Source organism: Candidatus Parcubacteria bacterium, from assembly GCA_021414235.1.
Taxonomy (GTDB): domain Bacteria; phylum Patescibacteriota; class Minisyncoccia; order Phycocordibacterales; family JAKFXT01; genus JAIOOV01.
The window spans coordinates 165,792-189,348 of sequence record JAIOOV010000004.1; the positions used below are offsets into that span (position 1 = coordinate 165,792).

Genomic DNA, 23,557 nt, shown 5'->3' on the forward strand with positions numbered 1-23,557 from the left:
CGTCCGGGGTTTTGTCTTTTCGCGGTATAATCATCGTTAATGGATCAGAGCTTCCTTGTCCTTCTTTCCGTCGGTCTCTTCTCCTTCGGCCTGATCATCGGGAGCTTTCTTAATGTACTCGTTCTCCGTTACCGTACGGGGCGAACGCTCGGAGGCCGCTCTGGCTGCTTCTCCTGTAATGCCTCTCTCTCTGCTCTAGAGCTCGTGCCGGTATTGAGCTGGCTCTTTCTCCGTGGTCGCTGCCGCAGCTGCCGCAGCGCTATCTCCGTGCAGTATCCGCTAGTAGAGTTCGCTACCGGACTTCTCTTCCTCGCAAGCCTGCTCATCTTTGATTTCTCCTCCCTGTCCTGGTTTCTCCTTGGCGGGCTATTTTCATACTTCGTCGCGGTCTCCTCCCTTGTCACACTTGTCACTTACGATGTCCGTCATCAGATCATCCCGGACTCGTTCGTGCTGACCTTTGTCCTTGCCGCGCTCTTCTTCAATCTCTTCCGTGGAGAGGCGGCGACTCCGCATCTTCTCGCGGGCGTACTACTCAGTGTCCCGTTCGCAGCTATCTGGTATTTCTCCGAAGGGAGATATATGGGGCTAGGGGACGGGAAGCTCGCCTTCGGCATCGGAGTGCTCCTCGGCTCCTTGGGAGGCCTTACTGCAATTATCTTAGGATTCTGGTCGGGTGCGCTCTTCGGGCTCCTGCTCCTTTTCCTGCAGAGAGTCGGAATGCGTTTGAGTTTGGGTCGGGTTCCTCTTACAATGAAGAGCGAAGTTCCGTTCGCGCCCTTCCTTGTCGCGGGGACCCTCTATGTTCTCTTCACTCACTTCTCGCTTTTCGACCAGAACCTCGTCGCTTCGCTTTTCTAAACATGCGTTCCTTTTTTAAACACAGCGAGAAGAACCTGTCTGCGCAAGCAGGGTTCACTCTCATTGAACTCCTGGTGGTCATTGCTATCTTCGGCTTGCTCACCACGGTAATCTTCGCTCGTCAGAGCCAGTTTAGTGGCTCCACTCTCCTCACTAATGTGGCATATCAGATTGCGCTCACGCTCCGCCAAGCCCAGGTATACGGGCTTTCCGTCCGTGAGTTCTCTTCTGATAAGTTTAACTACCCGTACGGGGTACATTTTGACAAGGCTTCTGGCTCGAATACTTCCATAGTGTTCTTCGTGGATTCCGAGGCGGAGTTCCCCGTCTCTTCTGACTATGATCCTCAGATGCCTGATGCGGCTATCTCGGGGACGTGCGGAGCGAGCGGAAATCCTTGTCTCGACTTGCTCACCATCACTCGGGGGAACTACGTGTATGACGTCTGTGCGGTATCCACAGGCGGTTCCACCTGCGAGTCTGCGGACAAGCTCGATATCTCTTTCGTGCGCCCGGATCCTGAAGCGCGCATCGTGAGTGTCCGTGGCGGTGCTCCGACAGGGGACAACATCCGCGGGTGCGTGACACTCGGTTCCATCCAGGGCGCCTTCCGCTACGTCATTGTGACTAATACGGGACAGATATCCGTCTCCGCTTCTTCTTGCATATGAACCCTCGCTTTAAAAAGGAAGCTGGCTTCACGCTCATCGAGATTATTGTAGCGACGGGCCTCTTTGCAGCGGTGATGCTCATTGCCGTGGGTTCGCTGATGTCCATTATCGATGCCAACCGCAAAGCGCAGTCGCAGCAGATAGTGATGAATAACCTGAGCGCTGCCGTGGAGAGTATTTCGCGCACCATCCGTGTCGGCGCGCTCTACCATTGCGGCTCGAGCGGCTCTCTCACTAATCCCCAGGATTGCACATCTGGCGGGAGCTATCTTGCCTTTAAGCCGCGGGAAGCCATCGCTGACACCGGTCAATCTACGCTTCGGTATGTCTACAGACGCAACAGCGATAGCTCTGGAGGATTCATCGAGATGTCGCGTGACGGTGGCAGCACGTTCTCTCGGCTCACTGCGCCGGAGATCAACGTGGAAGGGTTCACCTTCTACGTGACTGGTTCGTGTCCTAAGAACGGGAGCTTCGGGTGCACGGCGGACAATCTCCAGCCTCGTGCTCTCATCACTGTGTACGGCTCCGCGCAGATCTCCGAGAAGACGCGTACGACCTTCAATGTGCAGACGTCCGTGACTCAGCGTCTCTTCGATATCTAATATGAAAAACATTCCTTCACGGCGCGGCTTCACTCTTGTCGAGACCTTGGTCGCAATCAGCGTCCTACTCACCGCTCTGGTGGGTCCTATGACCATCGCCGCGCGCGGCGTTTTCACCGCAGGTGTGGCGCGTGACCAGGTTACTGCGTACTTCCTAGCGCAGGAAGCTATGGAATATGTGCGTGCGGTGCGCGACGGCAACGGCTTGGCGTCTCTCAATACGGACCCGCAGAGCCCGTCTTGGCTCACCGGTCTCGCGACGTACTGCGAGAGTACCTATTGCTATGTGGATGCCAAGAATAACTCGGTGGCTTCCTGTAGCTCGACTCACGCGAGCTGTCCTGCTCTCAAGCTCGACACCTCGGTCGCGGCTAATCCTTTCTATGTGCACGGTGGCTCATATTCCGACTCTCCCTTCAAGCGTTCTGTCCGCCTGGAGCAGGTCTCTGCGGACGAAGAGAAGGTGACGGTCACGGTCACGTGGATGACAGGAGGCCTTTCTAAGACGGTGACCCTGGTCGATCAGCTTAATAACTGGCAGACGTTCTGAGTATGAAAACCTACTCTCTATCCTTCAAGAAAAGCGCACAGGCAGGCTTCGCCCTGCTCATGGCCTCCCTCGTGGCGAGCGTGGTGCTCGCCATCGGCACGGTGATCGCGGATCTCGCCATCAAGCAGATCGTGCTCTCCGGTACGGCGCGAGAATCACTGAACGCGCTCTACGCTGCAGACACCGGCACGGAGTGCGCCCTGTTCCTTGATTTTAGGTATAACGATTCTACGGAGCCCTCTTTCAATCCGACTTCGCAGGTTTGCAATGGCCAGACGCTCGTGTTCACTACTCCGGATGAGCCCGGGACGCTCTCTGGAGAAGTCTGGCAGCAATTCAAGCTCAATCTTGTCACGGGCGATGACACGGGTGCCTGCGCCTACGTGTCGGTAGGGAAGAGCCAGCCGGCAGAGGGACAGATTAAGACGCGCATCCGCTCCCGCGGGTACAACGTCTGTCCTGAGGGTCCGAGCAGTGCCCGTCGCGTGGAACGCGCGCTCCAGGTGGAATATTAATCTTCGGAAGAACGTAAAAAGCTAGCCTTAAAGCGCTCTTTTTTATAAGATAGCTGAATGGCTAAGGCTCCTAAGGAGGCTCTCCTGCGGGCGGAGAAGCTTCGCGAAACCATCAATAGGCACCGATATCTCTACCATGTCGAAGATCGGCAGGAGATCTCGGATGCCGCCCTCGATTCTCTCAAGGACGAACTCAAGAAGCTCGAAGAGGAGTATCCGGAGCTCGTGACCCCCGACTCTCCTACGCAGAGAGTAGCTGGCGAGCCACGCAAGGATCTGCCAAAGGTACGGCATCGCGTCGCCCAGTGGTCTTTCAATGATTGCTTCTCCCCGGAGGAGCTCCGCGAATTCGATGCGCGGGTGAAGCGCTTCGCGGGGCTTCCTCCTCTGTCCGACGTCGCTTACGCTTGCGAACTCAAGATCGACGGGCTCAAGATTATCCTCGAATACACGAATGGCGCCCTTTCCTGTGCGGCAACCCGTGGCAACGGCGTGGTAGGAGAGGATGTGACTCATAATGTGCGCACCATGGAATCGGTACCGCTCGTTCTCACAGAGAAGAAGGATGCGATCGTGGAAGGTGAAGTGTGGATGGGCAAGCGTACCCTCGCCGCCCTTAACAAGGAGCGCGTGAAAGAAGGCGAAGAGCCGTTTGCTAATCCGCGGAACGTGGCGGCAGGTTCTGTCCGTCAGCTCGATCCTAAGATAGCCGCAAGTCGTAAGCTGGAAACATTTATTTATGACATCTCGCTCTTTGCCGGCGAGATTCCCGAGACGCAGACGGAAGAGCTCGGGCTCCTCCGAAGCTTAGGGTTTAAGGTGAATCCGCATGCGGAACGCGTTTCTAATATAGAAGGTGCAATAAAGTTCTGGGAGAAGTGGCAGAAGAAGGGACCCAAGGAGGACTATCAGATCGACGGCGTCGTGGTGAAGGTGGATGAACGTGCGCTCCAGGAGAAGCTCGGGTTCACCGGCAAGGCGCCGCGGTTCGCCATTGCCTTCAAGTTCCCGGCAGAGCAGGTCACTACGGTAGTAGAAGACATCGTGCTCCAGGTCGGACGCACTGGGGTGCTTACGCCGGTAGCGCAGCTGCGGCCGGTCTTGGTGTACGGTTCGGTGGTTTCGCGGGCGACGCTTCATAACGAAGACGAGATTAAGCGGCTCGATGTGCGCATTGGGGATACGGTGATTCTCCAGAAGGCGGGCGATGTGATCCCGGATATTGTCTCGGTGATGACGGAGATGCGTACTGGCAAGGAGAAGCCGTACAAGTTTCCGGCCAGGGTGGAAGCCTGTGGAGGAGACGGACGTATCGAGCGCGTGCCAGGGCAAGCTGCTTGGCGTTGCGTCGATCGGAAGTCCTTTGCTCAGCTGAAGCGTCAGCTCTACCACTTCGCGGGGAAGCATGCGTTCGATATTGATGGCCTCGGTCCCAAGCAGATCGATCTCCTTCTGGAGCAACAGCTCATTTCCTCTGGCGCCGACATCTTCACGCTCGCCAAGGGAGATTTGCTAGCGTTGCCCCGCTTCGCGGAGAAGTCTGCTGATAATCTGATCGCAGCGATCGAGAAGGCTCGTAACGTAGAGCTGCCTCGACTCATCATCGCGCTCTCCATCCCTCAGGTCGGCGAGGAGACTGCCTACGATCTAGCCAAGCATTTTGGATCCATGGAGAAAATACGCACGGCGACCAAGGAAGAATATCTGGCTATTTCCGGCATAGGTGAAGTAGTGGCGGAATCCCTTCTCTCTTGGTTCGCGGATTCGGAGCACGTGCATGGGCTCGATACGCTGCTCTCCCGCGTGACCGTGGTTCGTGGAGCGGAGGCGCGCCGCGGGGACCAGCGCCTCGCAGGGAAGACCGTCGTGCTTACCGGTACTCTTCCGACGCTCACGCGGGATGAGGCCAAGGAGCGCGTACGCCTGGCTGGAGGAGAGCTTTCCTCTAGTGTCTCTTCGAAGACGAGCTATGTGGTGGCGGGGGAGGAGCCGGGGTCGAAGTTTGATAAAGCGGTGGAACTCGGCGTGCCCATTCTCTCCGAGAGTGATTTTCTCAAGCTCCTAGGTTAGGATAGCCCTATGTCAGCCCTCCAAGAGTCCGATATTGATAAGCTTGCTGCACTCGCCCGCCTCAGCGTTGCGCCTTCGGAGCGTGCAGGGCTTGCCAAGGATATCGACGCTATCCTCGGCTATGTCTCTGAGCTCGAGTCCGTAAAGCTCGAGGGAGACGCCCGTGGGAAGGAGGATCTGCGTAATATCACCCGTCCGGATGCGGTTGCCCACGAGAGCGGAGCGCATACGGCGGCCCTCTTGGCCTCCGCACCTCGCGCGGAGGGGGAGTATTTCGTAGTAAAGAAGGTTCTCTAATTTTTATGCTCGATCGCTCGTACCTCACTACTCTCAGTATCTCGCAGGCTTCCCGTGATTTGGCTTCTGGGAAGTATTCGGCGGTGGATCTCGCAGAAGCGTATCTTGCCGTCATCAAGGAGCGGGACGGAGAGGTGCATGCCTATCTCGAAGTATTCGCTGATGTGCTGGAGCAGGCGCGGGTTGCGGATGAGCGACTCTCGAGCGGGAAGGGTACGCCGCTTACTGGCATTCCTTTTGCGGTGAAGGACAACATCCTTATCGAGGGTCGTAGAGCTCAGGGTGCTTCCAAAGTGCTCGAGGGGCATCGCGCGACGTATGACGCGACCGTCATCCGCAAGTTGAAGGAGGCGGGGGCGGTCTTTCTCGGACGCGCCAATATGGATGAATTCGCTATGGGCGGTTCGACCGAGAACTCAGCCTATGGCGTCACTCGCAACCCGCACGATGCTGCTCGCGTACCAGGTGGCTCTTCTGGTGGATCTGCGGCAGCGGTCGCTATGCATGGCGCACTCGCCGCGCTTGGTTCCGATACTGGTGGCTCCATCCGTCAGCCGGCGAGCTTCTGCGGCGTGGTGGGATTGAAGCCTACCTATGGCGCAGTCTCTCGCTCGGGTCTCATGGCTATGGGCTCTTCGCTCGATCAGATCGGCCCGCTCACGCGTACGGTGGCGGATGCCGAACTCATTTTTAATACCATTGCCGGGAATGATCCGCTGGATAGCACTACTCGGCCGCCCCCGGAATTTGAAAAGAAAGAGATACCTGCGAAGCTTCGCATTGGCGTACCGCGCCACTTCCTGGAGAAAGGAGTGGACGCTGCGGTGCTCGCGAATTTCGAAGAATCTCTCGAGAAGCTCCGTGCCGTGGGATATGAGGTGAAGGATATCGAGCTTCCGAACATCGCCCACTCGCTCGCGGTCTACTACGTGCTCATGCCGGCGGAAGTCTCAGCCAACCTTGCTCGCTACGACGGCGTGCGCTATGGAGCGCGCCACGAAGGGGAGACGCTGCTTGAGGACTATGCGAAAAGCCGGGGAGAAGGCTTTGGTCCCGAAGTGCGCCGCCGCATCCTGCTCGGCACCTACATACTCTCCGCTGGCTACTATGACGCGTACTACGCAAAGGCTCTCCGCGTACGCGACTATATCAAGGAGGATTTCCACAAAGCATTCGCCTCTGTCGATCTCATTGCACTTCCCACGGCTCCGACGCCGGCGTTTAGGATAGGTGAGAAGAAGGATCCTTTGTCCATGTATCTTGAAGATATCTTCACTACCCCCGCGAACATCGCCGGTCTTCCGGGTATCTCGCTTCCTTCCGGCTTCACGAATGTCGAAGGTAAGGATCTTCCGCTCGGGCTCGAGCTCATGGCGGCACCTATGCGTGAGGATATCCTCTTCCGCGCTGGCAAAGAGTTCCTCGGTGAGGGAGAATAGGGGACATGCAGACTGTTCCCCCGATCGACCCGACCTCGGGACTCGAATTTATCTTCTGGGTTCTGATAGATATCCCTCGCCTCATCTATCTCGAGTGGAGGGCCGGGACGCTATTCTCTCCGGAGAGCCCGGCGGTCTTCTTTGTTGATTTCTATCGCTCTCTCGTTTTCTTCTCCACCATCATTACGCTCCTGTTTCTGTATGGCTGTATCTACTGTTACGTAAAGCTCTGGAAGTTGGAGGCGGAGAAGGTTTATAAGCTCAAGCATCCAGAGAGCCATGCTGCGCTTGAAGTGGCTACTCCTCATGAGGAGATCAAAGTGGGTGGTCTTAAGTGGCAGGTGGTAGAGAAGCATATCAACTCCGCTAACCCTGGAGACTGGCGGCTCGCGGTGCTTGAGGCGGATATACTGCTCGACGACATGGTGCGCGGCTTCGGCTATCCGGGGATAAACCTAGGTGAGAGATTGAAGTCGGCGAGCAAGGCATCCTTCGCGACGCTCGATCAGGCCTGGGAGGCGCACAAGATCAGAAATGCGATTGCGCATGAGGGCGCAGGCTTTGAGCTCGGGGAGAGGGAAGCGCGTCGTGTTATCAATCTCTACCGCGCCGTCTTCGAGGAGTTTAATTACATTTAAATTAACTAAAAGAAAAAGCCCCCAAACGGGGGCTTTTTCTTTACTTGTTGCGGGGGTCGGATTTGAACCGACGACCTCAAGGTTATGCATACCACTACAGTTTTCACTGCGACCCTCGTCTTTGTGGTCTGGACTATACCTTCTTCTCCGGATGAGAAGCTTGTCATCTAGTCTCTACACCTTCCTAAGGCTTTTAAGGGCGTTAGGCTTGGCTCGGTATTACCATGTTGCAACGCAACGAAGGCTTCACCGAATTTGGCAAGTTTCCACATACCATCGCTGATATGCGAGCCCATACTTGAGCCTTGCGAGCTACCGGGCTGCTCCACCCCGCTGAGGCAGAATAGCATATGTTATTTCGTTCGCAACCTGTGCACTATTGAATGGTCGATATGTGTTAATATACCTATATAGCTAAACCGCAAGAAAAATCAAAAGCTCTGGATTTGCGCCGTAAGGGTGTGAGCATAAAGTCGATTGCCAAGTCTCTCAATGTTTCGGTGGGGTCTGTAAGTCTATGGTGCCAGTCCATAAAACTTACGGGCATCCAGAGAGAAAAATTATACAAATCTCAGGTTGCGGCCGGGCATAGGGGGAGAATGTTGGGTGCAGAGGTAAACCGCCAGAAAAGACTTAAGGCTATCAGTGAGTCTGATGTGCGGGGAAAGGAAGAAATCGGTAGACTCTCGAAGAGAGATAAGCATTTGCTCGGTATCGGTCTTTATTGGGGCGAAGGAGCTAAATCACGAACTGATCCAGCTACCATCAGTAATTCCGATCCAACCCTTGTGCTTTTTGCCATGCGCTGGATGCGTGAGTGTCTCGACGTCGGTATAGAAGAATTCAGACCCTACATATACATCTCGCATATCCATAGACATAGAGAGAAAAGAATCCTAAGTTTTTGGTCTGAACTCCTGGGGATTGATATAGAAGTGTTCCATGCAGTATTTCTCAAGGGGAGGCCTAAGAGGTTTTATGAAAACCACGATTCATATTATGGCGTATGTGCTCTGCGCGTTAGAAGGGGGACAAGGCTTAAGTATCGGATTCTAGGTCTTATTGGAGCATGTAAAGACGCGATGGAGTAACTCGCTCTTAAGGTAGTGGACCTGCAACTGAAATCATTATGGGCTCAAGAACACTAGCTTTCCGGGAGTTGTATGGTTAAATGTGTTTACTCTCATGAAGCACTGCGCATAAGCCCTTATCAGCTTAACTCGAGGCGGAATACGCCTCGCTACGTGCATGCCCATACTCCTCGCCGCCAAAGAATTAGTAGTAGAACTGCAGCATAAGACCCTGTTTAAAGAGCTGTCGGTTTCGATCGCTCGTGGGGATCGCATTGGTCTCGTGGGTAAGAATGGAGAAGGTAAATCGACACTCCTCAAGATACTCGCCGGAGAACTAGAGCCGACTTCTGGTCGCGTTGTCTCTTCGGCTCGCGTTCATTATCTTCCTCAGCTCGATCTCACTCTCTTTGAGCGCGCTGATACTGTGGCGGATCTTGTTGCAAGTCGGAACGCCGAATTATCTTTAGTGCAAGCGGCGCTCCGCAGGCTCTTCTATCTGAGCATATCTCCGGAAAGGGAAGTAAGAACTCTCTCTGGCGGTGAGCTCGCCAAGCTTCTCATCGCAATAGGCGATGCTGATAATCCGGACTTGCTGCTTCTGGATGAGCCGACTAATCACCTCGATGTGGAGGGTCTTGAAGTGCTTAAGCGGTACCTCCTCAAGTTCCAAGGAGCGTTTGTTGTGGTTTCGCATGATCCGTTTTTCCTCGACCACGCCATCGCCTCTCTCTGGGAGATTGAAGATGGATGCTTGACCCGCTATGGAGGGAACTACTCCTACTATCAGGAGCAGAGGCGGCTTGCAGATGAAGCTCGTGGGCGTGACCTTGAGGCTGCGACTAAAAGCTTGAATAAGGCGCGCCGCGCTATCGAGGTGCGGGAGACTCGCGTCGCTCGAGCAACACGCGCAAGTAGAAGAGCGAAAAGCGAGCCGAGTCGGGATAAATTCGCTGAAGGGTTTTTCCAAGGAAAAGCGGAAGAGGGTGCGGGTCGACTGAAAAAGCGTCAGGAAAAAGCACTTGCAGAGAAGCAGGAGAAAATCTCCAATCTCACAAAAAAGAAGGTTAGGAAGGTGCACCTCGATCTTGAGACGGAATCTGACCTGTCAAAACGCATGCTGGTGAACGTTTCCGGTGGGGTATTGAGCGTTGCTGATACACCACTCCTTCAGGACATATCTCTGCGTATTGAGTTCGGCGATCGCGTCGTGTTCACGGGGGGAAACGGGGTGGGTAAAAGCTCTCTGGCGAAGACGCTCGCTCTTATTCCAGGCCCCGCTTCTTTATTGGGGACTCTTCGGAGAGGGGAGCGCTTCCAAGCTGTCTACATGGATCAGAAGTATCAATCTGTGAGACCGAAGCTATCGGTCCTCCAGAACATCCTGGAAGAGAATTCAGCCTGGACGGAAGAGGACGCTCGTAATCATCTCGGCAGGTTTCTCTTCCGAGAAGAAGCAGTGATGAAGAAGGCAGAGGTTTTGAGCGGGGGCGAGACGGCTCGCCTTGCGCTCGCGCTTGTTACCTCCCGCCCCCTTGATCTCCTGGTGCTTGATGAGCCGACTAATAATCTCGATATCGAAACGCTTGAGATCATTGCCGCGGCTCTCCAGGATTTTCGAGGGGCTCTGATCGTGATTTCGCACAACGTACGCTTCCTGGCGCAGCTTGGCATTGGTCGTGCTTATAAGCTCGCGGATGGACGGCTAAGACTCATGAAGCACCTGCCGCAAGAGGAGGAGGAGTTTTACGCCGAATTGGCGGGGGAGGTGCGGTAAGAGAGAATTTGTAGCTCTGGGCTTTTGTTTTCAGCTTCTTTTTGCTAGTTTAAGGACGCCGCCGGTGTAGTTCAACGGTTAGAACGAGGGACTCATAAGCCCTAAACAGTGGTTCGACTCCACTCTCCGGCACTCGTTGAAAAAAAGACCTGTTTAGGGTAAGTTAATTGGCGTTGCGGTCGTAGCTCAACTGGTTAGAGCACTCGCCTGTAGACGTGCAGCTTTCTGTCGAAATGGCAGATTGAAACTCTCTGGGATAACGGTGAAGGCTAAGTCTTGGTTAGCAAGATATGCGAATACCGTGGGAACCCCACACTGGGTGGGGGCGCCGTAGAGACTAGATACCGGAGCACCTAAACGTGAAAACGCACGGTGAAGATATAGTCCATGCCATTATGAAAATAGTGGGTTAGTGCACGCGAGAGGTTGCCGGTTCAAGTCCGGTCGACCGCGCATCAAGAAAAAAGAGTCTGGGCATTCCAGACTCTTTTTTCTGTAAAAGAAAAGCCGACCGCGGGATGCGCGGTCGGCAGCTGAGCTCGGCTATCGAATAGAGTTCTTGATCTCGTCTGCGATCTTCTGGAGTGCGGCGAGATTGAGGTCCTTGACCTTCTCGTGAGCATAGAACCGCTTGAGGCGGCTCGTTTCTGAGAGGGGGATGGTGACCCCCTTCTCGGTTACGTGTGCCTCGAGCTTAAAGTTCTTCTCGGAAGATTCCAGCGTGAAGGTCACGCCGTTTTCACCCTCAAGTTTGCACTTGCCCTCGGTGGGGTCTAGAAGCTTTCCTGTGAGGAGGGTTGAAATTCCGTCAGAATTGTATTTCCTTTGGAATTCCTTGAGGGAATTTCCAACACTCGCAGCTGAGCCGTCCCACGAATAGCCGCGCTTCGGAGAACCTGAGTCCTCTTTCGGCGCGAGATCCTCTGGCCTGGCTATCGTGGTTGTTGCCGGTGATTCGGCGATCTTGTCCGCCACGTTCTTCACTGGCTTTTTCTGAGCCGGAGGAGTGGGAGGAAGCGATGCCGCTGGAAGGTCGCGCGTCGAAGGCGAGGTTTCAAGTTCCAGCTCTTCATCGTCGTTCTCACCGAAGGCGAGAGATAGTACGAGGAAGGTCAGGATAGCGACGATGACGGCGATGCACATCCATATCGCAGCATGTGCCGAACCCCCAGGCCAGGGACTTAGAAAGTACCCCACGGCTCCGATCAGGAATCCGAAGAGTAGAAAGAGCACATAGATCATTACGTTGTCCTTGGGGACGTTGTTGAACCTGCTATAATTATATCACTTTTATACATAAAGTCAAATATTGGATACTACGAAAAAGACCCTTCTCTAGCCATTACAGGCATATTTTGCTATTCTCACGACGTTCAGAAGCAGTGCCGAGATAGCTCAGTCGGTAGAGCACATCCATGGTAAGGATGAGGTCCCCGGTTCGATCCCGGGTCTCGGCTCAGAAAGTTAAGCACTGGTGTTTGGTTGACGAACGGCTGGGGAGAGGAATAGGATAAAAAAGGAGAGAAGTCCGGTCTGAATAATCAGCCTGATGCTCTTTACTATCGTACTCCGCACTATGCACCTCAAAGGGGGCTCGTTATGGGAGACTTGTTAGAAGGTAGGATTCCTGAAGTCGGCACAGGTGGTCTGGTCAAGGTGCCGAATCTCAAGGGTCTCGTCGACGTGAGGCGTCCAGCGGCCAGGCCGCCCAAGCCCGCCAATGAGGAGCAAGCCCGTCTTGCTCATCGCTGGTGGAAGAATCAAGAAGCTCTGCCTGAAGAAAAAAGGGCCAAGGGCGTGACCAAGGTCGAGATCGATGACGCCATCGATCTGCTTGAGTCGGACTACCCGAAACTTGCTCCGCCGCAAGTGCTTCCGGTGGCTACGTCGCCGCGTCTCCCTGAGAAGAGGCGGCCTCGCTCGAAACGAAAGAAGTAAGCCTTCTTCCGCTTCGTGTTGAAAGAGCAATAATAATTTGTATCCTTACGACCCCTGCGTACTCTAACGCGGGGGCCGTCTCATTTTTCATTTGACTCTTGGGTGGGGCTTGCTAGCCTTATAGACAGAGGGTTCCAGGGTGCCGTTCTGGTATCCGCTCTTCCTTGGGAGAAGGCTATGGACGCTATCAGCGCTGCCTCCCGATGGGGGCAAAAAGCATTTCCTGGGGTTGTCCTAGGAGTGGAGTTCCCGCGCAAACTGACTCAGCAAGTCGCGCAGTCTCACGAGGTGATCGTGACTGCAGCTGAGACGTTGAGGCGGCTCGATCGAGGGTTCCTCGTTGGTTCGATGGAGATCCGACGGGGATTCCATCTCGATACGAAGGTATGAGGGGCGCCGCGGACTGGATTCCGCGGCGCCATTATGATTCTCGGTGGCAAGAAAGATCTTTTTGTAATATCATCCGCACGTAAGTTTAGTAAGCCGAGGTAGCTCAGTTGGTAGAGCGGCGGTATCGTAAACCGCAGGTCGCCGGTTCAATCCCGGCCCTCGGCTCCAATATAAGGATTTTCCGGTTTGGTATACTGACCGAATGTCAGTCGAAGAGAAGAAGGCCCGCATAGAAGAACTCGAAGCCGCCATGCAGGGGGCGGATTTCTGGGCGGACAAGAATAAGGCGCAGGCTGCCATCAAGGAGCTGCAGACCCTCAAGGCGGAGGCTGAAGGCGGCAGTGCATATGATAAAGGCGGAGCAGTGATGACTATATTTGCGGGTGCAGGCGGGGATGATGCGGAGGACTTCGCCCGCATGCTTCTTGCCATGTATCAGGCCTACATTGAGAAGCGTGGCTGGGGCGTGCGCACGCTCTCCTCGAGCGAGAACGATCACGGCGGCTACCGCAGTATCACCATCGAGATCGACGGCAAGAATATCTACGGCACGCTCAAGAACGAATCCGGTGTGCATCGCTTAGTGCGCCTTTCTCCGTTCGGCGCTAAAGCTCTCCGCCAGACTTCTTTCGCTATGGTTGAGGTGATCCCGCAGTTTGATAAGGCGGATAAGGAAGCGCTCAAGGAGGATGAGATCACCATCGACTTCACCCGCTCGGGTGGCCCTGGGGGACAGAACGTGAACAAGAGGGAAACGGCGGTGCGTATCGTGCATCTCCCTACTAAACTAGCGGTGCACGTGGATTCGGAGCGCTCTCAGGCGCAGAACAAGGAGAAGGGCTTGGTACTTCTCTCCGCCAAGCTCTACAAACTACGTGAGGAAGAACGCAAGAGCGCGGAATCCGGCCTCTACGTGAGCAAGACCACGCAGGCGGAGTGGGGGAATCAGATCCGCTCCTACGTTCTCCACCCCTACAAACTGGTAAAAGACCATCGTACAGGCGTAGAAGCGCATGACGCGGAGAAAATTCTCGATGGAGACCTTGACGCATTCCTCGATGCAGAACACAATCTATAGATTGCATGATTTACTTTGAAGGAGTCTCAAAGGAATATCCGACGAGCGGCCGGGTGGTCGACAACGTCACGCTCTCCATCGAGCCTAAAGAGTTCGTTTCTATAGTCGGGCAGTCGGGCGCGGGTAAGACTACGCTCCTCAAGATGCTCCTTGCGGAGGTGAAGCCTTCCGAAGGATCCGTCTTCTTTGAGTCCACCGACATCCATACGCTCCGAAGGAGCGAGATCAACAATCTCCGCCGCCGCATCGGCACGGTCTTCCAGGATTTTAGGCTTCTGCCGAACCTGACTGCTTACGAGAACATCGCTTTCGCCATGGAGGCAGCGGGCCGCACGGACGAGGAGATCGCTACCGACGTCCCGCACGTGCTCGACCTGGTGGACCTCGGCAACAAGATGTGGAATTTCCCGCATGAGCTCTCTGGCGGGGAGAAGCAGAGGGTGGCGATCGCGCGTGCTATCATCAATCAGCCGGATGTCATCATCGCGGATGAGCCCACGGGGAACCTCGACCCGGTGAACACGCACGACGTAGTGCAGATCCTCAAGAAGATTAATGACCTTGGTACCACTGTCATTCTGACCACCCACAACAAGGGGGTGATCGATTCGCTAGGGAAGCGAGTCATCGTCCTTGATAACGGTAAGCTGGTGCGGGACGACAAGCACGGCAAGTACACGATGTAGCTTTTTGAACTGATTCCGCTATGTTTTTCACCAAACTAAAACGCGTTTCTCGGGCAGGTTTCGTCAATTTCTGGCGCAATAGCTATGTCTCCGTAGCTTCGGTCCTGGTGATGACCATCACTCTTTTTGTCATCGGCCTCTTACTCTTCGTCGGCGTGGTCCTGAATGCGTCCTTGGCTGAGCTCAAGGACAAGGTGGATATCAACGTCTACTTCCTGCGTTCTGCCGCAGAGACGGACATCCTGGCGGTGAAGAGCGGGGTAGAGGCCTTGCCTGAGGTGGAGAAGACCGAATACATCTCCCGCGAGCAGGCATTGGCAGAATTCCGTGAGCGCCACAAGGATGACCAGCTGACCATTCAGGCACTTGATGAATTGGGCGAGAACCCTCTTGGGGCAGTGATCAACATCAAGGCGAGGGAGGTTTCCCAGTACGAGGGTATCGCCAAGTTCCTGGAGAGCAAGAATGCACTCTCTCCTGGAGGAACCCAGATAGTAGATAGGATCAACTACGCTCAGAACAAGCTGGCCATCGAGCGCCTGACTCGTATCATCGATGCTGCTCGTACCCTCGGGCTCACAGTGATCATCATCTTCGGCCTCATTTCCATACTCATCACCTTCAATACCATTAGGCTCATCGTGTTCATGTCCCGGGAAGAGATCTCGGTCATGCGCCTGGTGGGAGCCTCCTCCATGTATATCCGCGGTCCTTTCGTGGTGGAGGGCTTCATGTACGGCGTCATCTCCGGTATCGTCACTCTGCTCATCTTCTGGCCGCTCACGAGCTGGTTGGGGCCCGTCACTGAGAACTTCTTCAGTGGAGTGAATGTGGCTTCCTACTACTGGCACAACTTCTTCCAGATCCTGCTCATAATCATGGGTTCGGGCATCGGCTTAGGGGTGGTGTCAAGCTATCTCGCGGTCCGTCGGTACCTTAAAATATAGGTACGCATGCGGAAGAAGCATCATAAGTATATTTTCGTAATCGGTGGCGTCATGTCCGGAGTGGGCAAGGGTATCGCCACCTCTTCCATCGGCAAGATTCTCCAGGCAAAGGGCTTCAATGTGAATCCCATCAAAGTCGACCCGTATTTAAACGTCGACGCAGGCACCATGAACCCCACCGAGCACGGTGAGGTTTTTGTTTTGAAGAGCGGGCTTGAGACCGACCAGGACATGGGTAACTACGAGCGCTTCATGGGTCTCTCGCTTCGCGAGGAGGACTACATCACGAGCGGTATGGTCTATCGCGCAGTGATTGAGCGGGAGCGGAACTTAGGCTATCGCGGCAAGTGCGTGGAGGCGATACCCCACATCACCGACGAGATCACTCGTCGTATCGAGAAGGCTGCGGACATGAATGGCTCTAACGTGTCCCTCATCGAAGTGGGTGGTACGGTGGGTGACTATCAGAACGCGCTCTTCATGGAAGCGGCGCGTGTCTTAAAGGTACGCAATCCCGACGATGTGCTCTTTGTCCTGGTGAGCTATCTCCCTATCCCCAACAAGGTGGGGGAGATGAAAACCAAGCCCACCCAGAACGCGGTGCGCATGCTCAACTCCTACGGCATCCAGCCGGACTTCATCGTCGCGCGTAGCGAAGTGGCGCTCGACAAGAAGCGAAAGGAGAAGATCGCCATCTGGTGCAACGTGCCGGTAGACCGCATCGTCTCGGCTCCCGATGTCGAGAGTATCTATGATGTCCCGCTCAACTTTGAGCGCGACAATCTGGGCGATACCATCCTCAAGGCGCTCAAGATCAAGAAATCCGGTCGTAAGCAGAGCGACCTCGTAGAGTGGCAGAAGTTTGTTACCAAGATCAAGACGGTGGAGAGCGAGGTGAAGATAGCTATTGTGGGCAAATACTTCGACACGGGTGATTTCGTTCTCTCGGATGCCTATCTCTCGGTGATCGAGGCCATCAAATTCTCTGCTTGGCACTTGGGCAAGAAGCCTGTTATTACCTGGCTCAATGCCAAGGATTTTGAGAAAGGGAAGGATCTCTCTGTGCTCAAGGAGTATGACGGTGTCATCGTGCCGGGCGGTTTCGGCGAAACGGGCATTGAAGGGAAGCTAAACGCCATCCGCTACGTGCGTGAGAACAAGATTCCGTTCTTTGGGCTCTGCTACGGCATGCAGCTCGCGGTGGTAGAGACTGCCCGCAATATCCTCGGCCTCAAGGATGCGCACACGGTGGAGATAAATCCCAAGACCAAGCATCCGGTCATCGACGTGATGCCGGATCAGAAGCAGAAGATTGCGGACAAGAACTATGGCGGCACCATGCGCCTCGGCTCATATCTCGCGGTTCTCAAGAAGGGCACCATCGCGCACGAAGCCTATGGCAAGGAATTGGTGGAGGAGCGGCATCGCCATCGCTATGAAGTGAACCCTGCCTACGTTGAAAAAATCGCTTCTTCTGGTATGGTGTTCTCCGGTGTCTCGCCCGACGGAAGACTGATGGAAATCGCGGAATTGCCGCGCGAGATCCACCCCTTCTTCCTTGGTACGCAGGCGCATCCCGAGCTCCAGGCGCAGCCCTTGAATCCTCACCCACTCTTCACTGAGTTCATCAAGGCATCGATTGCGCACGGGAAGGGGAAAACTGGGAGCAAGACAGCCAAGGAGAGTGTTAAGGTGGACGTAGTGCAGAAAGAGAAGGTCTACATCTAAATATTGGGAGATCGTCTAATGGTAGGACAACGGACTCTGAATCCGTTAATCTTGGTTCGAGTCCAAGTCTCCCAGCCAAGGCAGAAGAAGGGAACATGAAGATAGTTTCTCTAAATACATGGGCAGGAGTGGTAATCGATCCTCTCTTGGATTTCTTTCAGAAATACAGAGAGATAGATATCTTCTGTTTACAGGAAATATATAGCAAGGCAGAAGGCAAAGCTGAGCCTCATCCAGAGCTCGACATGAAGTTGGATTTATTCGAGCGTATTGAGGAACTCTTGAGGGACACCCATTTCGGCTATTTTCGCCCTGCGCACAGGGATTACTATGGTCAGGCTATTTTCATAAGGAAAAATCTTCTGGTTGAGGAAGAGGGCGATATATTCATTTATGAAAATAAGGACCCAGAGAAACGTGGTGGGCATAGCAGGAATCTGCAATACATACGTATCGTGCGGGATGACGTACCTGTCGTTGTTGCAAATTTACACGGTCTTTGGAATGGTATGGGCAAGTCTGATACCGAAGATCGGTTAGAACAGGGTAGGCGTATACGTGATTTTATCGGTCGTTGTTCGGACCAGGTTATCGTTGTGGGCGACTTTAATCTAAATCCCGATACTCAGAGTCTGGCCATTGCAGAAGAAGGTATGCGAAACCTTGTTAAGGAGTATGGTATCAGCTCTACTCGCACGAGTTTCTACAAGAAGGAAGGAAAATTCGCAGACTACGCCTTAGTGTCTCCCAATATTAAGGTCACTGATTTTAGGGTGCTCCCAGAAGAAGTCTCGGATCATGCGGCGCTATATCTAGAGATAGAAGGATAGTTAAGAAAGAAAAAGATTAGATTTTTATGAATGCGCCTCAAGAGATACTGGAAGAGGTAGAAAGGGAATATGAGGAGACTCTAGTGATTCCTGCTGCTAAGCCGTCTCCTCAGTGGATGCTTATGCCGGTCGGAGTGATAGGGGTCGGGAAGACGACGGTGGTGAAGCCTATCGCGGAGCGTATGGGGTTGGTGCGGGTATCGACGGACGATATACGCGAAAGACTTAAGGCCCATGGCTATAGCTACGAAGGAGCTCGGGATATCGCACACAGGATCACTAAGAAGTACCTGAGCCTGGGGTATAGCGTTGCTATCGATGGCAATACAGGAAGTACCAACGGACTCGAATACAACAAGAAGACCCTGGAAGCGTTTCCGCAGGTGCGGCAGCTATTCATTCATATCAATCCTCCTGATGAGTTTGTGGTTAAAAAGCTTAAGAACTATAACCACACGTGGCTTTTTAGAGACGGGGATCATGCAGTCGAGGCTTTTCTCACCAATAAGAAGAATTTCGTCCTTCCGGATCTTCCTTTCGTCTATACCTTTGATACTTCAAAAGATCTATCTGGTCAGCTTGATGCTGGCATCGAAGTTATCAATACGGCTCTCAAGTCTCCGGCCATCTGATGCGGGGTTGTCCTCATCTGAGCGTTTGCTACGGGCAACTCTCCGATATAATTAGGGCAAAGCTATGAACAAGCATATTGCTGCAGTACTCTGCTGTGCGATCATCTTTTCCATCATTCCGGGTGTCGTAGGCGCTCAGGCTACAGAGAAGACTCCTAGGAAATACGACAAGCTCCTTACTGCGGTAGAGAGCTTTGCCAGACTCAACGCGCAGATTGAAATCCGTGAGCGTGAGTTCAAGATACTGGCCCCTTTCGTGAACGAGGTCATCATCTATGCGGATCAGCTGAAAGGAGTGTGCGATCCTAAATGCCTCAAGTCCGTCAATAACTATCGTCCCAAGCTCTACAAATCCCTGGAAGCCCTCTCGGAGTCGAATCGCCGGTATCGGGCGCTCGTGCCGAACATCACCGAGCGGAACGCATTTCTTATGGCCGAGATAAAAGGGGTTGGGTACCGCTCGACGGAGCAAGAGAAAGAGAAGGCGATAATCTCCCTCAACCGACTGGATCTCGAAAGCCTGTATCACTACCGGGCCTACGCGAGTACGTACAAAAGCGCGGATAAGGCGATGCTTAGTCTCGCGACGACGTCTGACTTCGTGATGATCGTAACCTCTCTCGCTTCGACCACCGACCGGCTAGTTAAAGAGGGGAAGGTAGAAGCCTCTATGAGCACCAAGATAGGAGATATCAAGAATAGGATTCCTGGTATCCGTGCGCGTATCAAAGCCTTGGAAGATAGACGGCAATCTCTGGTGTGTACGGCGACCCTGGCAAAGGACTATTCTGTGGGTGTGAAGTGTGTGCCTAGTTTCTAGTCGGCGCGGAGCTTACTGATAATAGTTTCTGTAACCTGTTCCGCGGTTAATTCCTGTGTATCGATGGACTCGGCTGTATCTACGGGATTGTCCAAATAGAATTGATCGTTGGGTTCGAAATAGCCTGCCAGCTCCTCGATCTTTGATTGGGGTAATTCCGTAACTCCCATCATTTCTTTGGTTCTCTCGTGAATCCGCTTTAAACGAGTGTCCTTGGGCGCGCCTAATCTGTACGCGTAAAACCTCGCACCATGCTTCTCGGCAATGCCTCTCAGAGCTTCGATACCCTCAGCCTTGGTTATCTGTTCGACAATAACGCTTACTCCGTGCTCAAGGTATTTATCTACCATCGCCCTCATTACCTCCTTGATCACTGAGAGAGTTTCCTTATTTTCCCTGAAGTTCGGAACAAGGCGCTTTATATCCGGCAACGCGACTCGTGCAGCATCAGGAAACTTCTGATTTAACAGCTTAGTTACTGTTGTTTTCCCAGACCCCATGGGTCCGTCGACAAGCACGAGGAAGGAGGTGGTCACGATGTGAGGAGTATAGCAGAAGGTCTTGCTCGTCTGGTCATGAGGGCGCACTCATGGGTCCTAATCTAACTACCCAGGCTAACGATAAATACATATTGACAAACGATAAGCGCTAAATTAAGCTGGAAACATGAAAAAAGGCTCAACTTTGTTTCTGCAGTTTGTGCTGGTGCTTATCGGGGTAGGTATCCTCGTGTGGCTACTGTGGTTCCCTCAGATTGAAGGCAGAAACGTGAACTCCACGTTCTTCGAGATTTATTTCAAAGATCCCTTTCTAGCCTATATCTACGCAGTCTCGGTTCTCTTCTTCGTGGGGCTCTACCAGGGGATCAAGATATTGGGATATGCCGGGGATAATAAGGTGATCTCGCAGGATGCGGTGAATGCACTACGGAAGATAAAGTACTGCGCGCTCCTCTTTGCTGGCGCCATTGTGGCGGCGGATGCTTTCCTCATGATAGCTGCCCGTACCAACGGCGAGGATGCCGCAGGCGCCGTCATGCTCGGTCTCATCATCACCTTTCTCTCTATCATCATTGCTGCTACTGCAGGAGTGTTTGAGCGGATACTTCAGAATGCCGTGGATATCAAATCTGAGAACGATTTAACTGTCTAAAATGGCAATCATTATCAACATCGACGTGATGCTGGCTAAGCGCAAGATGAGCGTCACCGAGCTTGCTGAGAAAGTGGGCATCACCCTGGCCAACATCTCCGTGCTGAAGAATGGCAGGGCAAGGGCTGTGCGGTTTGAGACCCTGGAGGCCATCTGCAAAGCGCTCCAATGCCAGCCGGGAGATATTTTGGAGTATAGGAAGTAGTACGGTCGGGGGAGAAGAGCCGCGCTCCTGCGGCGTGCGGTCACCTAGGGACAGCGCTATACTGACAGTATGCAAAGAAATACCTCTATAGTCGGAGTAGCGCTTCTCGTCGTGGGTCTTGGCCTAGGGTACATGCTCTGGGGATACGACTCCTCATCTAGAGGTAGCCACATGATGCCGTCAGGGGAGATGATGAGTCAGAATATCGATCAGCATTTCATCACGCAGATGATTCCGCATCATGAGGGAGCGATAGAGATGGCCAAGGTAGCACTCGAGCGCTCCAAGCGTCCTGAAATGCTCTCGCTAGCCAAAGGCATTATCGAAGCCCAAGAGAAAGAAATCGTGGATATGAGCACCTGGCACCAGGCGTGGTTTGGCTCGGCGCCCTCAGATGGCGGGATGGGAGGAATGCATATGGATGGTATGACGGGGGACTTGGACAAGCTCAAAGCACTATCGGGGACGGATTTTGACAAAGAGTTCATTCGGCAAATGATCCCGCACCACGAGATGGCGGTGATGATGGCACAGATGCTCCAGGCTTCGACCGAGCGGGCTGAAATGAAGCAGCTGGCGGATAACATCATCACTTCCCAGACCAGGGAGATAGAAATGATGAGGAGCTGGGCCAAGGTTTGGTAAAACTGGCCTTGGGGTGGGGTCTACATGAAAAGCCTGGCTTTCCGCCAGGCTTTTGCCATACTATGGGCCAAACTTGGGCTTGGGCAGAGGATCAGATTAGGTTGTTGCAGGGGGGACTTTTATGAATGATAGTAAACCAACATTAAATTATTTTTACGGAATTGTTCTATGTGAATTAATTCTGCTTTTTGGTTTTGGATTCTGGGCAGATTTGATTTTTGTAGGCAACACCCTTTTACATTATCTGACGCCCGATTTGAGAGATTATCCATATCAAAATCCACCAGTATTTTTTTCGATTGGTGAAGCCCTTGCCTCTATCGCAATTTTGCTTGCGGTGTATCAATTTAGAAAAGAGAAATGGTCGATAGCGTTAAGGGTGAGGAGTTATATTGTACCGACTGTCTTCTCGACTGTTTTGCTTGGTGTGATTTTGACCACTGCTTCTTCTTTTGTTTTGGTTCAAAATCCTACAAATATGCTCCAGCTGTCAATTTTTTGGCAAGTTGTTGCGAGTGTTTTTATCGCGACCTCTGTCGCACTCCTTCTGTTAAAGGCGTCTAACAAGAGGCTCTTTAACGAGAGAAGTGCAAGAAAGTTCTATGAAGTAATGACTTGGGAATTATCCAGGCCAAGCCCTGAACGCTTGGAAATTATATTAAATGCTCTCTTGGATAACTTGGATGCTATCTGCAAGGCAGCCTCCCAGAACACCAAGAGCGAGTTGTCTCAATCAGCCGTCGCGATACTCGATGTTGTGCTTGGCGAAAGCTCTTTGGTGGATGTGATAACTACTAAAAGATTTGACGCCCTACACTATCTTCTGGTGATGGTGGAAAAATATGCTCTAAATCATAGGAAAGCAGAAGGGGTTTCTAGAATTATAAAGAATCTCTTTATTGATCAAAACTCGTTTCTTTACAAGCACCTTGAAATGAGTGGCTTGGCTCTCTCCTCTAATTTGTACGAATTGTTATTTGGATCTCCTGTAATACTTGCTAACTTTAATTTATTTGGATGGCCGACTCTGGATTACAAAATGCAGAAAAATCTGAATAGTCTTCAGCTCTCTGTATTCATTAAGTCTCTATCAAAGTCCATAGAAACGTATTTAAAAACAGACGCAGTGCCTCCGCGTTACATTAATGATGGCCTCTCTCATTTGAGTGAGATCTTTCAAGATATATGTTTCAAGATTAATACCGAGGAAGAGAGAGGGGTCGATACAAATTATGCTCTCAAAGATGAGTGGTGGTCACTACACATGATTGCGCGATTTATCGGACACGAATATGTTTTTTTGGCGTATCAAGATGATTTAAATCAAGATGTGGTTGATCGAGAGAAAACCGCGACAGAAGCGAGTTTTTACTCGAATTCAACAATAAACGAAGGTGTTGCTGCAATACTATATAAATCCTTCGAGCACCTGACTTATATAAAAGATAGTAACGATATTTATCACCTTGTTCATCAGCTGCTCTATGGGCTGACATATGAGCGACAGTATAAAGAGGGGTATTGCGTTCCTTTTGAGAAAAGAATGTGGGAGCAAATTGGAAACAATGTCATAAATAGACACTATCCGGCCGCGCTCAGAACGTACCTTACGTCCATTGGATTTAGTGTTGCTTCAAAAGCGGTAGGCGAAAGAGGGGGATGGATTGGGGAACAAACTGAGCGAATTAGGGCGCTGCTCTATGTTGATCTTAAACCTCTATTTGATCGTGGGGAAAAGATGGTTAATGATAAAAAGATGGAAGATGTTTTGTTGCCTGATGGGATGAAATACAAAGATGGTAAATTTATCTACACCATGGGTTTTGGTAGAGGTCCAACTGTCGAAATACAGGAGCCACCTTCTGGATCAGTGTCAGCTTTAGAGGGCGTAAACTTAGAGACTACATCACTTTTGTAAAAAGATTTGGATTAGTAAGTTGCTATTTCATCTTTGGGCGGGAGTCTAATGATTGTTAAGGTTACAAATGTTGCCATGCTACACTTAAAGCCTCT

Annotated in this window: 26 protein-coding genes and 4 tRNA genes; 28 read left to right on the top strand and 2 right to left on the bottom strand. The window is 52.6% G+C overall.

Going from position 1 to position 23,557, the window contains the following annotated elements:
* Nucleotides 1-39 precede the first annotated feature (39 nt).
* The 12 genes from K8Q93_01745 (at nt 40) to K8Q93_01800 (ending at nt 10,625) form a co-directional block, all read left to right on the top strand.
* The gene (locus K8Q93_01745; GenBank protein ID MCE9643949.1) at nt 40-861 is read left to right on the top strand and encodes a prepilin peptidase; all 822 of its coding nucleotides are present in this window, start codon (nt 40-42) and stop codon (nt 859-861) included.
* 2 nt (nt 862-863) lie between these two features.
* Complete coding sequence (locus tag K8Q93_01750) at nt 864-1,532, top strand: prepilin-type N-terminal cleavage/methylation domain-containing protein (protein MCE9643950.1); 669 nt, start codon at nt 864-866, stop codon at nt 1,530-1,532.
* On the top strand, nt 1,529-2,137 hold the full coding sequence (locus K8Q93_01755) for a type II secretion system GspH family protein (protein ID MCE9643951.1): 609 nt from the start codon (nt 1,529-1,531) through the stop codon (nt 2,135-2,137). Before K8Q93_01750 ends, K8Q93_01755 begins: the two co-directional genes overlap by 4 nt.
* Before the next feature lies 1 nt (nt 2,138).
* Nucleotides 2,139-2,687, top strand: a complete 549-nt coding sequence (locus K8Q93_01760; protein ID MCE9643952.1) for a type II secretion system GspH family protein — start codon at nt 2,139-2,141, stop codon at nt 2,685-2,687.
* 2 nt (nt 2,688-2,689) lie between these two features.
* On the top strand, nt 2,690-3,202 hold the full coding sequence (locus tag K8Q93_01765) for a hypothetical protein (protein MCE9643953.1): 513 nt from the start codon (nt 2,690-2,692) through the stop codon (nt 3,200-3,202).
* A gap of 57 nt (nt 3,203-3,259) precedes the next feature.
* Nucleotides 3,260-5,272: an NAD-dependent DNA ligase LigA gene (ligA, locus tag K8Q93_01770; protein ID MCE9643954.1), complete on the top strand. Its 2,013-nt coding sequence runs from the start codon at nt 3,260-3,262 to the stop codon at nt 5,270-5,272.
* 9 nt (nt 5,273-5,281) lie between these two features.
* Complete coding sequence (locus tag K8Q93_01775; protein MCE9643955.1) at nt 5,282-5,569, top strand: aspartyl/glutamyl-tRNA amidotransferase subunit C; 288 nt, start codon at nt 5,282-5,284, stop codon at nt 5,567-5,569.
* A 5-nt stretch (nt 5,570-5,574) separates the two neighbouring features.
* Complete coding sequence (gene gatA, locus K8Q93_01780; GenBank protein MCE9643956.1) at nt 5,575-7,008, top strand: Asp-tRNA(Asn)/Glu-tRNA(Gln) amidotransferase subunit GatA; 1,434 nt, start codon at nt 5,575-5,577, stop codon at nt 7,006-7,008.
* Nucleotides 7,009-7,013: 5 nt separating this feature from the next.
* Nucleotides 7,014-7,646: a hypothetical protein gene (locus K8Q93_01785; GenBank protein MCE9643957.1), complete on the top strand. Its 633-nt coding sequence runs from the start codon at nt 7,014-7,016 to the stop codon at nt 7,644-7,646.
* A 461-nt stretch (nt 7,647-8,107) separates the two neighbouring features.
* The gene (locus K8Q93_01790; GenBank protein ID MCE9643958.1) at nt 8,108-8,737 is read left to right on the top strand and encodes a hypothetical protein; all 630 of its coding nucleotides are present in this window, start codon (nt 8,108-8,110) and stop codon (nt 8,735-8,737) included.
* 157 nt (nt 8,738-8,894) lie between these two features.
* The gene (locus K8Q93_01795; protein ID MCE9643959.1) at nt 8,895-10,493 is read left to right on the top strand and encodes an ATP-binding cassette domain-containing protein; all 1,599 of its coding nucleotides are present in this window, start codon (nt 8,895-8,897) and stop codon (nt 10,491-10,493) included.
* 60 nt (nt 10,494-10,553) lie between these two features.
* Nucleotides 10,554-10,625, top strand: a tRNA-Met gene (locus tag K8Q93_01800).
* 411 nt (nt 10,626-11,036) lie between these two features.
* On the opposite strand, the gene K8Q93_01805 is transcribed toward K8Q93_01800, so the two are convergent.
* On the bottom strand, nt 11,037-11,735 hold the full coding sequence (locus K8Q93_01805; GenBank protein ID MCE9643960.1) for a hypothetical protein: 699 nt from the start codon (nt 11,733-11,735) through the stop codon (nt 11,037-11,039).
* 142 nt (nt 11,736-11,877) lie between these two features.
* Here K8Q93_01805 and K8Q93_01810 point away from each other — a divergent pair.
* From K8Q93_01810 to K8Q93_01865, 12 genes are all read left to right on the top strand, one after another.
* Nucleotides 11,878-11,950: transfer RNA gene (locus K8Q93_01810), tRNA-Thr, on the top strand.
* 142 nt (nt 11,951-12,092) lie between these two features.
* Complete coding sequence (locus K8Q93_01815; protein MCE9643961.1) at nt 12,093-12,431, top strand: hypothetical protein; 339 nt, start codon at nt 12,093-12,095, stop codon at nt 12,429-12,431.
* Nucleotides 12,432-12,608: 177 nt separating this feature from the next.
* Complete coding sequence (locus tag K8Q93_01820; protein MCE9643962.1) at nt 12,609-12,821, top strand: hypothetical protein; 213 nt, start codon at nt 12,609-12,611, stop codon at nt 12,819-12,821.
* A 92-nt stretch (nt 12,822-12,913) separates the two neighbouring features.
* Nucleotides 12,914-12,989, top strand: a tRNA-Thr gene (locus tag K8Q93_01825).
* A 34-nt stretch (nt 12,990-13,023) separates the two neighbouring features.
* The gene (locus K8Q93_01830) at nt 13,024-13,899 is read left to right on the top strand and encodes a PCRF domain-containing protein (GenBank protein MCE9643963.1); all 876 of its coding nucleotides are present in this window, start codon (nt 13,024-13,026) and stop codon (nt 13,897-13,899) included.
* Nucleotides 13,900-13,904: 5 nt separating this feature from the next.
* Complete coding sequence (gene ftsE, locus K8Q93_01835; GenBank protein MCE9643964.1) at nt 13,905-14,585, top strand: cell division ATP-binding protein FtsE; 681 nt, start codon at nt 13,905-13,907, stop codon at nt 14,583-14,585.
* Nucleotides 14,586-14,605: 20 nt separating this feature from the next.
* Nucleotides 14,606-15,532, top strand: a complete 927-nt coding sequence (locus K8Q93_01840; protein MCE9643965.1) for an ABC transporter permease — start codon at nt 14,606-14,608, stop codon at nt 15,530-15,532.
* Between the two features lie 6 nt (nt 15,533-15,538).
* Nucleotides 15,539-17,260 (top strand): CTP synthase, encoded by a 1,722-nt coding sequence (locus tag K8Q93_01845; protein ID MCE9643966.1) that lies wholly within the window; start codon nt 15,539-15,541, stop codon nt 17,258-17,260.
* Nucleotides 17,261-17,264: 4 nt separating this feature from the next.
* Nucleotides 17,265-17,338 (top strand) — tRNA-Gln (locus K8Q93_01850).
* A gap of 17 nt (nt 17,339-17,355) precedes the next feature.
* Nucleotides 17,356-18,090 carry an endonuclease/exonuclease/phosphatase family protein gene (locus K8Q93_01855; GenBank protein MCE9643967.1) on the top strand — a complete coding sequence of 245 codons (735 nt, stop codon included), beginning with the start codon at nt 17,356-17,358 and terminating at the stop codon, nt 18,088-18,090.
* Between the two features lie 26 nt (nt 18,091-18,116).
* Nucleotides 18,117-18,722: an ATP-binding protein gene (locus K8Q93_01860; GenBank protein ID MCE9643968.1), complete on the top strand. Its 606-nt coding sequence runs from the start codon at nt 18,117-18,119 to the stop codon at nt 18,720-18,722.
* Nucleotides 18,723-18,786: 64 nt separating this feature from the next.
* Nucleotides 18,787-19,542, top strand: a complete 756-nt coding sequence (locus K8Q93_01865) for a hypothetical protein (protein ID MCE9643969.1) — start codon at nt 18,787-18,789, stop codon at nt 19,540-19,542.
* Here K8Q93_01865 and K8Q93_01870 read toward each other — a convergent pair.
* Nucleotides 19,539-20,078, bottom strand: a complete 540-nt coding sequence (locus K8Q93_01870) for an ATP-binding protein (protein ID MCE9643970.1) — start codon at nt 20,076-20,078, stop codon at nt 19,539-19,541. The genes K8Q93_01865 and K8Q93_01870 overlap by 4 nt on opposite strands.
* A gap of 130 nt (nt 20,079-20,208) precedes the next feature.
* Here K8Q93_01870 and K8Q93_01875 point away from each other — a divergent pair, with 130 nt between their 5' ends.
* The 4 genes from K8Q93_01875 (at nt 20,209) to K8Q93_01890 (ending at nt 23,462) form a co-directional block, all read left to right on the top strand.
* Nucleotides 20,209-20,694 carry a DUF2975 domain-containing protein gene (locus K8Q93_01875; GenBank protein MCE9643971.1) on the top strand — a complete coding sequence of 162 codons (486 nt, stop codon included), beginning with the start codon at nt 20,209-20,211 and terminating at the stop codon, nt 20,692-20,694.
* Between the two features lies 1 nt (nt 20,695).
* Nucleotides 20,696-20,899: a helix-turn-helix transcriptional regulator gene (locus tag K8Q93_01880; GenBank protein MCE9643972.1), complete on the top strand. Its 204-nt coding sequence runs from the start codon at nt 20,696-20,698 to the stop codon at nt 20,897-20,899.
* Nucleotides 20,900-21,070: 171 nt separating this feature from the next.
* A complete protein-coding gene (locus tag K8Q93_01885; GenBank protein MCE9643973.1) occupies nt 21,071-21,544 on the top strand; it encodes a DUF305 domain-containing protein in 474 nt (157 codons plus the stop codon).
* 121 nt (nt 21,545-21,665) lie between these two features.
* A complete protein-coding gene (locus tag K8Q93_01890) occupies nt 21,666-23,462 on the top strand; it encodes a hypothetical protein (protein MCE9643974.1) in 1,797 nt (598 codons plus the stop codon).
* The last annotated feature ends 95 nt before the right edge of the window (nt 23,463-23,557 follow it).

Coding starts and splice junctions, on each gene's coding strand:
- K8Q93_01745 (MCE9643949.1), top strand. CDS start 40: ATGGATCAGAGCTTCCTTGTCCTTCTTTCCGTCGGTCTCTTCTCCTTC.
- K8Q93_01750 (MCE9643950.1), top strand. CDS start 864: ATGCGTTCCTTTTTTAAACACAGCGAGAAGAACCTGTCTGCGCAAGCA.
- K8Q93_01755 (MCE9643951.1), top strand. CDS start 1,529: ATGAACCCTCGCTTTAAAAAGGAAGCTGGCTTCACGCTCATCGAGATT.
- K8Q93_01760 (MCE9643952.1), top strand. CDS start 2,139: ATGAAAAACATTCCTTCACGGCGCGGCTTCACTCTTGTCGAGACCTTG.
- K8Q93_01765 (MCE9643953.1), top strand. CDS start 2,690: ATGAAAACCTACTCTCTATCCTTCAAGAAAAGCGCACAGGCAGGCTTC.
- ligA (MCE9643954.1), top strand. CDS start 3,260: ATGGCTAAGGCTCCTAAGGAGGCTCTCCTGCGGGCGGAGAAGCTTCGC.
- K8Q93_01775 (MCE9643955.1), top strand. CDS start 5,282: ATGTCAGCCCTCCAAGAGTCCGATATTGATAAGCTTGCTGCACTCGCC.
- gatA (MCE9643956.1), top strand. CDS start 5,575: ATGCTCGATCGCTCGTACCTCACTACTCTCAGTATCTCGCAGGCTTCC.
- K8Q93_01785 (MCE9643957.1), top strand. CDS start 7,014: ATGCAGACTGTTCCCCCGATCGACCCGACCTCGGGACTCGAATTTATC.
- K8Q93_01795 (MCE9643959.1), top strand. CDS start 8,895: ATGCCCATACTCCTCGCCGCCAAAGAATTAGTAGTAGAACTGCAGCAT.
- K8Q93_01805 (MCE9643960.1), bottom strand. CDS start 11,735: ATGATCTATGTGCTCTTTCTACTCTTCGGATTCCTGATCGGAGCCGTG.
- K8Q93_01815 (MCE9643961.1), top strand. CDS start 12,093: ATGGGAGACTTGTTAGAAGGTAGGATTCCTGAAGTCGGCACAGGTGGT.
- K8Q93_01820 (MCE9643962.1), top strand. CDS start 12,609: ATGGACGCTATCAGCGCTGCCTCCCGATGGGGGCAAAAAGCATTTCCT.
- K8Q93_01830 (MCE9643963.1), top strand. CDS start 13,024: ATGTCAGTCGAAGAGAAGAAGGCCCGCATAGAAGAACTCGAAGCCGCC.
- ftsE (MCE9643964.1), top strand. CDS start 13,905: ATGATTTACTTTGAAGGAGTCTCAAAGGAATATCCGACGAGCGGCCGG.
- K8Q93_01840 (MCE9643965.1), top strand. CDS start 14,606: ATGTTTTTCACCAAACTAAAACGCGTTTCTCGGGCAGGTTTCGTCAAT.
- K8Q93_01845 (MCE9643966.1), top strand. CDS start 15,539: ATGCGGAAGAAGCATCATAAGTATATTTTCGTAATCGGTGGCGTCATG.
- K8Q93_01855 (MCE9643967.1), top strand. CDS start 17,356: ATGAAGATAGTTTCTCTAAATACATGGGCAGGAGTGGTAATCGATCCT.
- K8Q93_01860 (MCE9643968.1), top strand. CDS start 18,117: ATGAATGCGCCTCAAGAGATACTGGAAGAGGTAGAAAGGGAATATGAG.
- K8Q93_01865 (MCE9643969.1), top strand. CDS start 18,787: ATGAACAAGCATATTGCTGCAGTACTCTGCTGTGCGATCATCTTTTCC.
- K8Q93_01875 (MCE9643971.1), top strand. CDS start 20,209: ATGAAAAAAGGCTCAACTTTGTTTCTGCAGTTTGTGCTGGTGCTTATC.
- K8Q93_01880 (MCE9643972.1), top strand. CDS start 20,696: ATGGCAATCATTATCAACATCGACGTGATGCTGGCTAAGCGCAAGATG.
- K8Q93_01885 (MCE9643973.1), top strand. CDS start 21,071: ATGATGCCGTCAGGGGAGATGATGAGTCAGAATATCGATCAGCATTTC.
- K8Q93_01890 (MCE9643974.1), top strand. CDS start 21,666: ATGAATGATAGTAAACCAACATTAAATTATTTTTACGGAATTGTTCTA.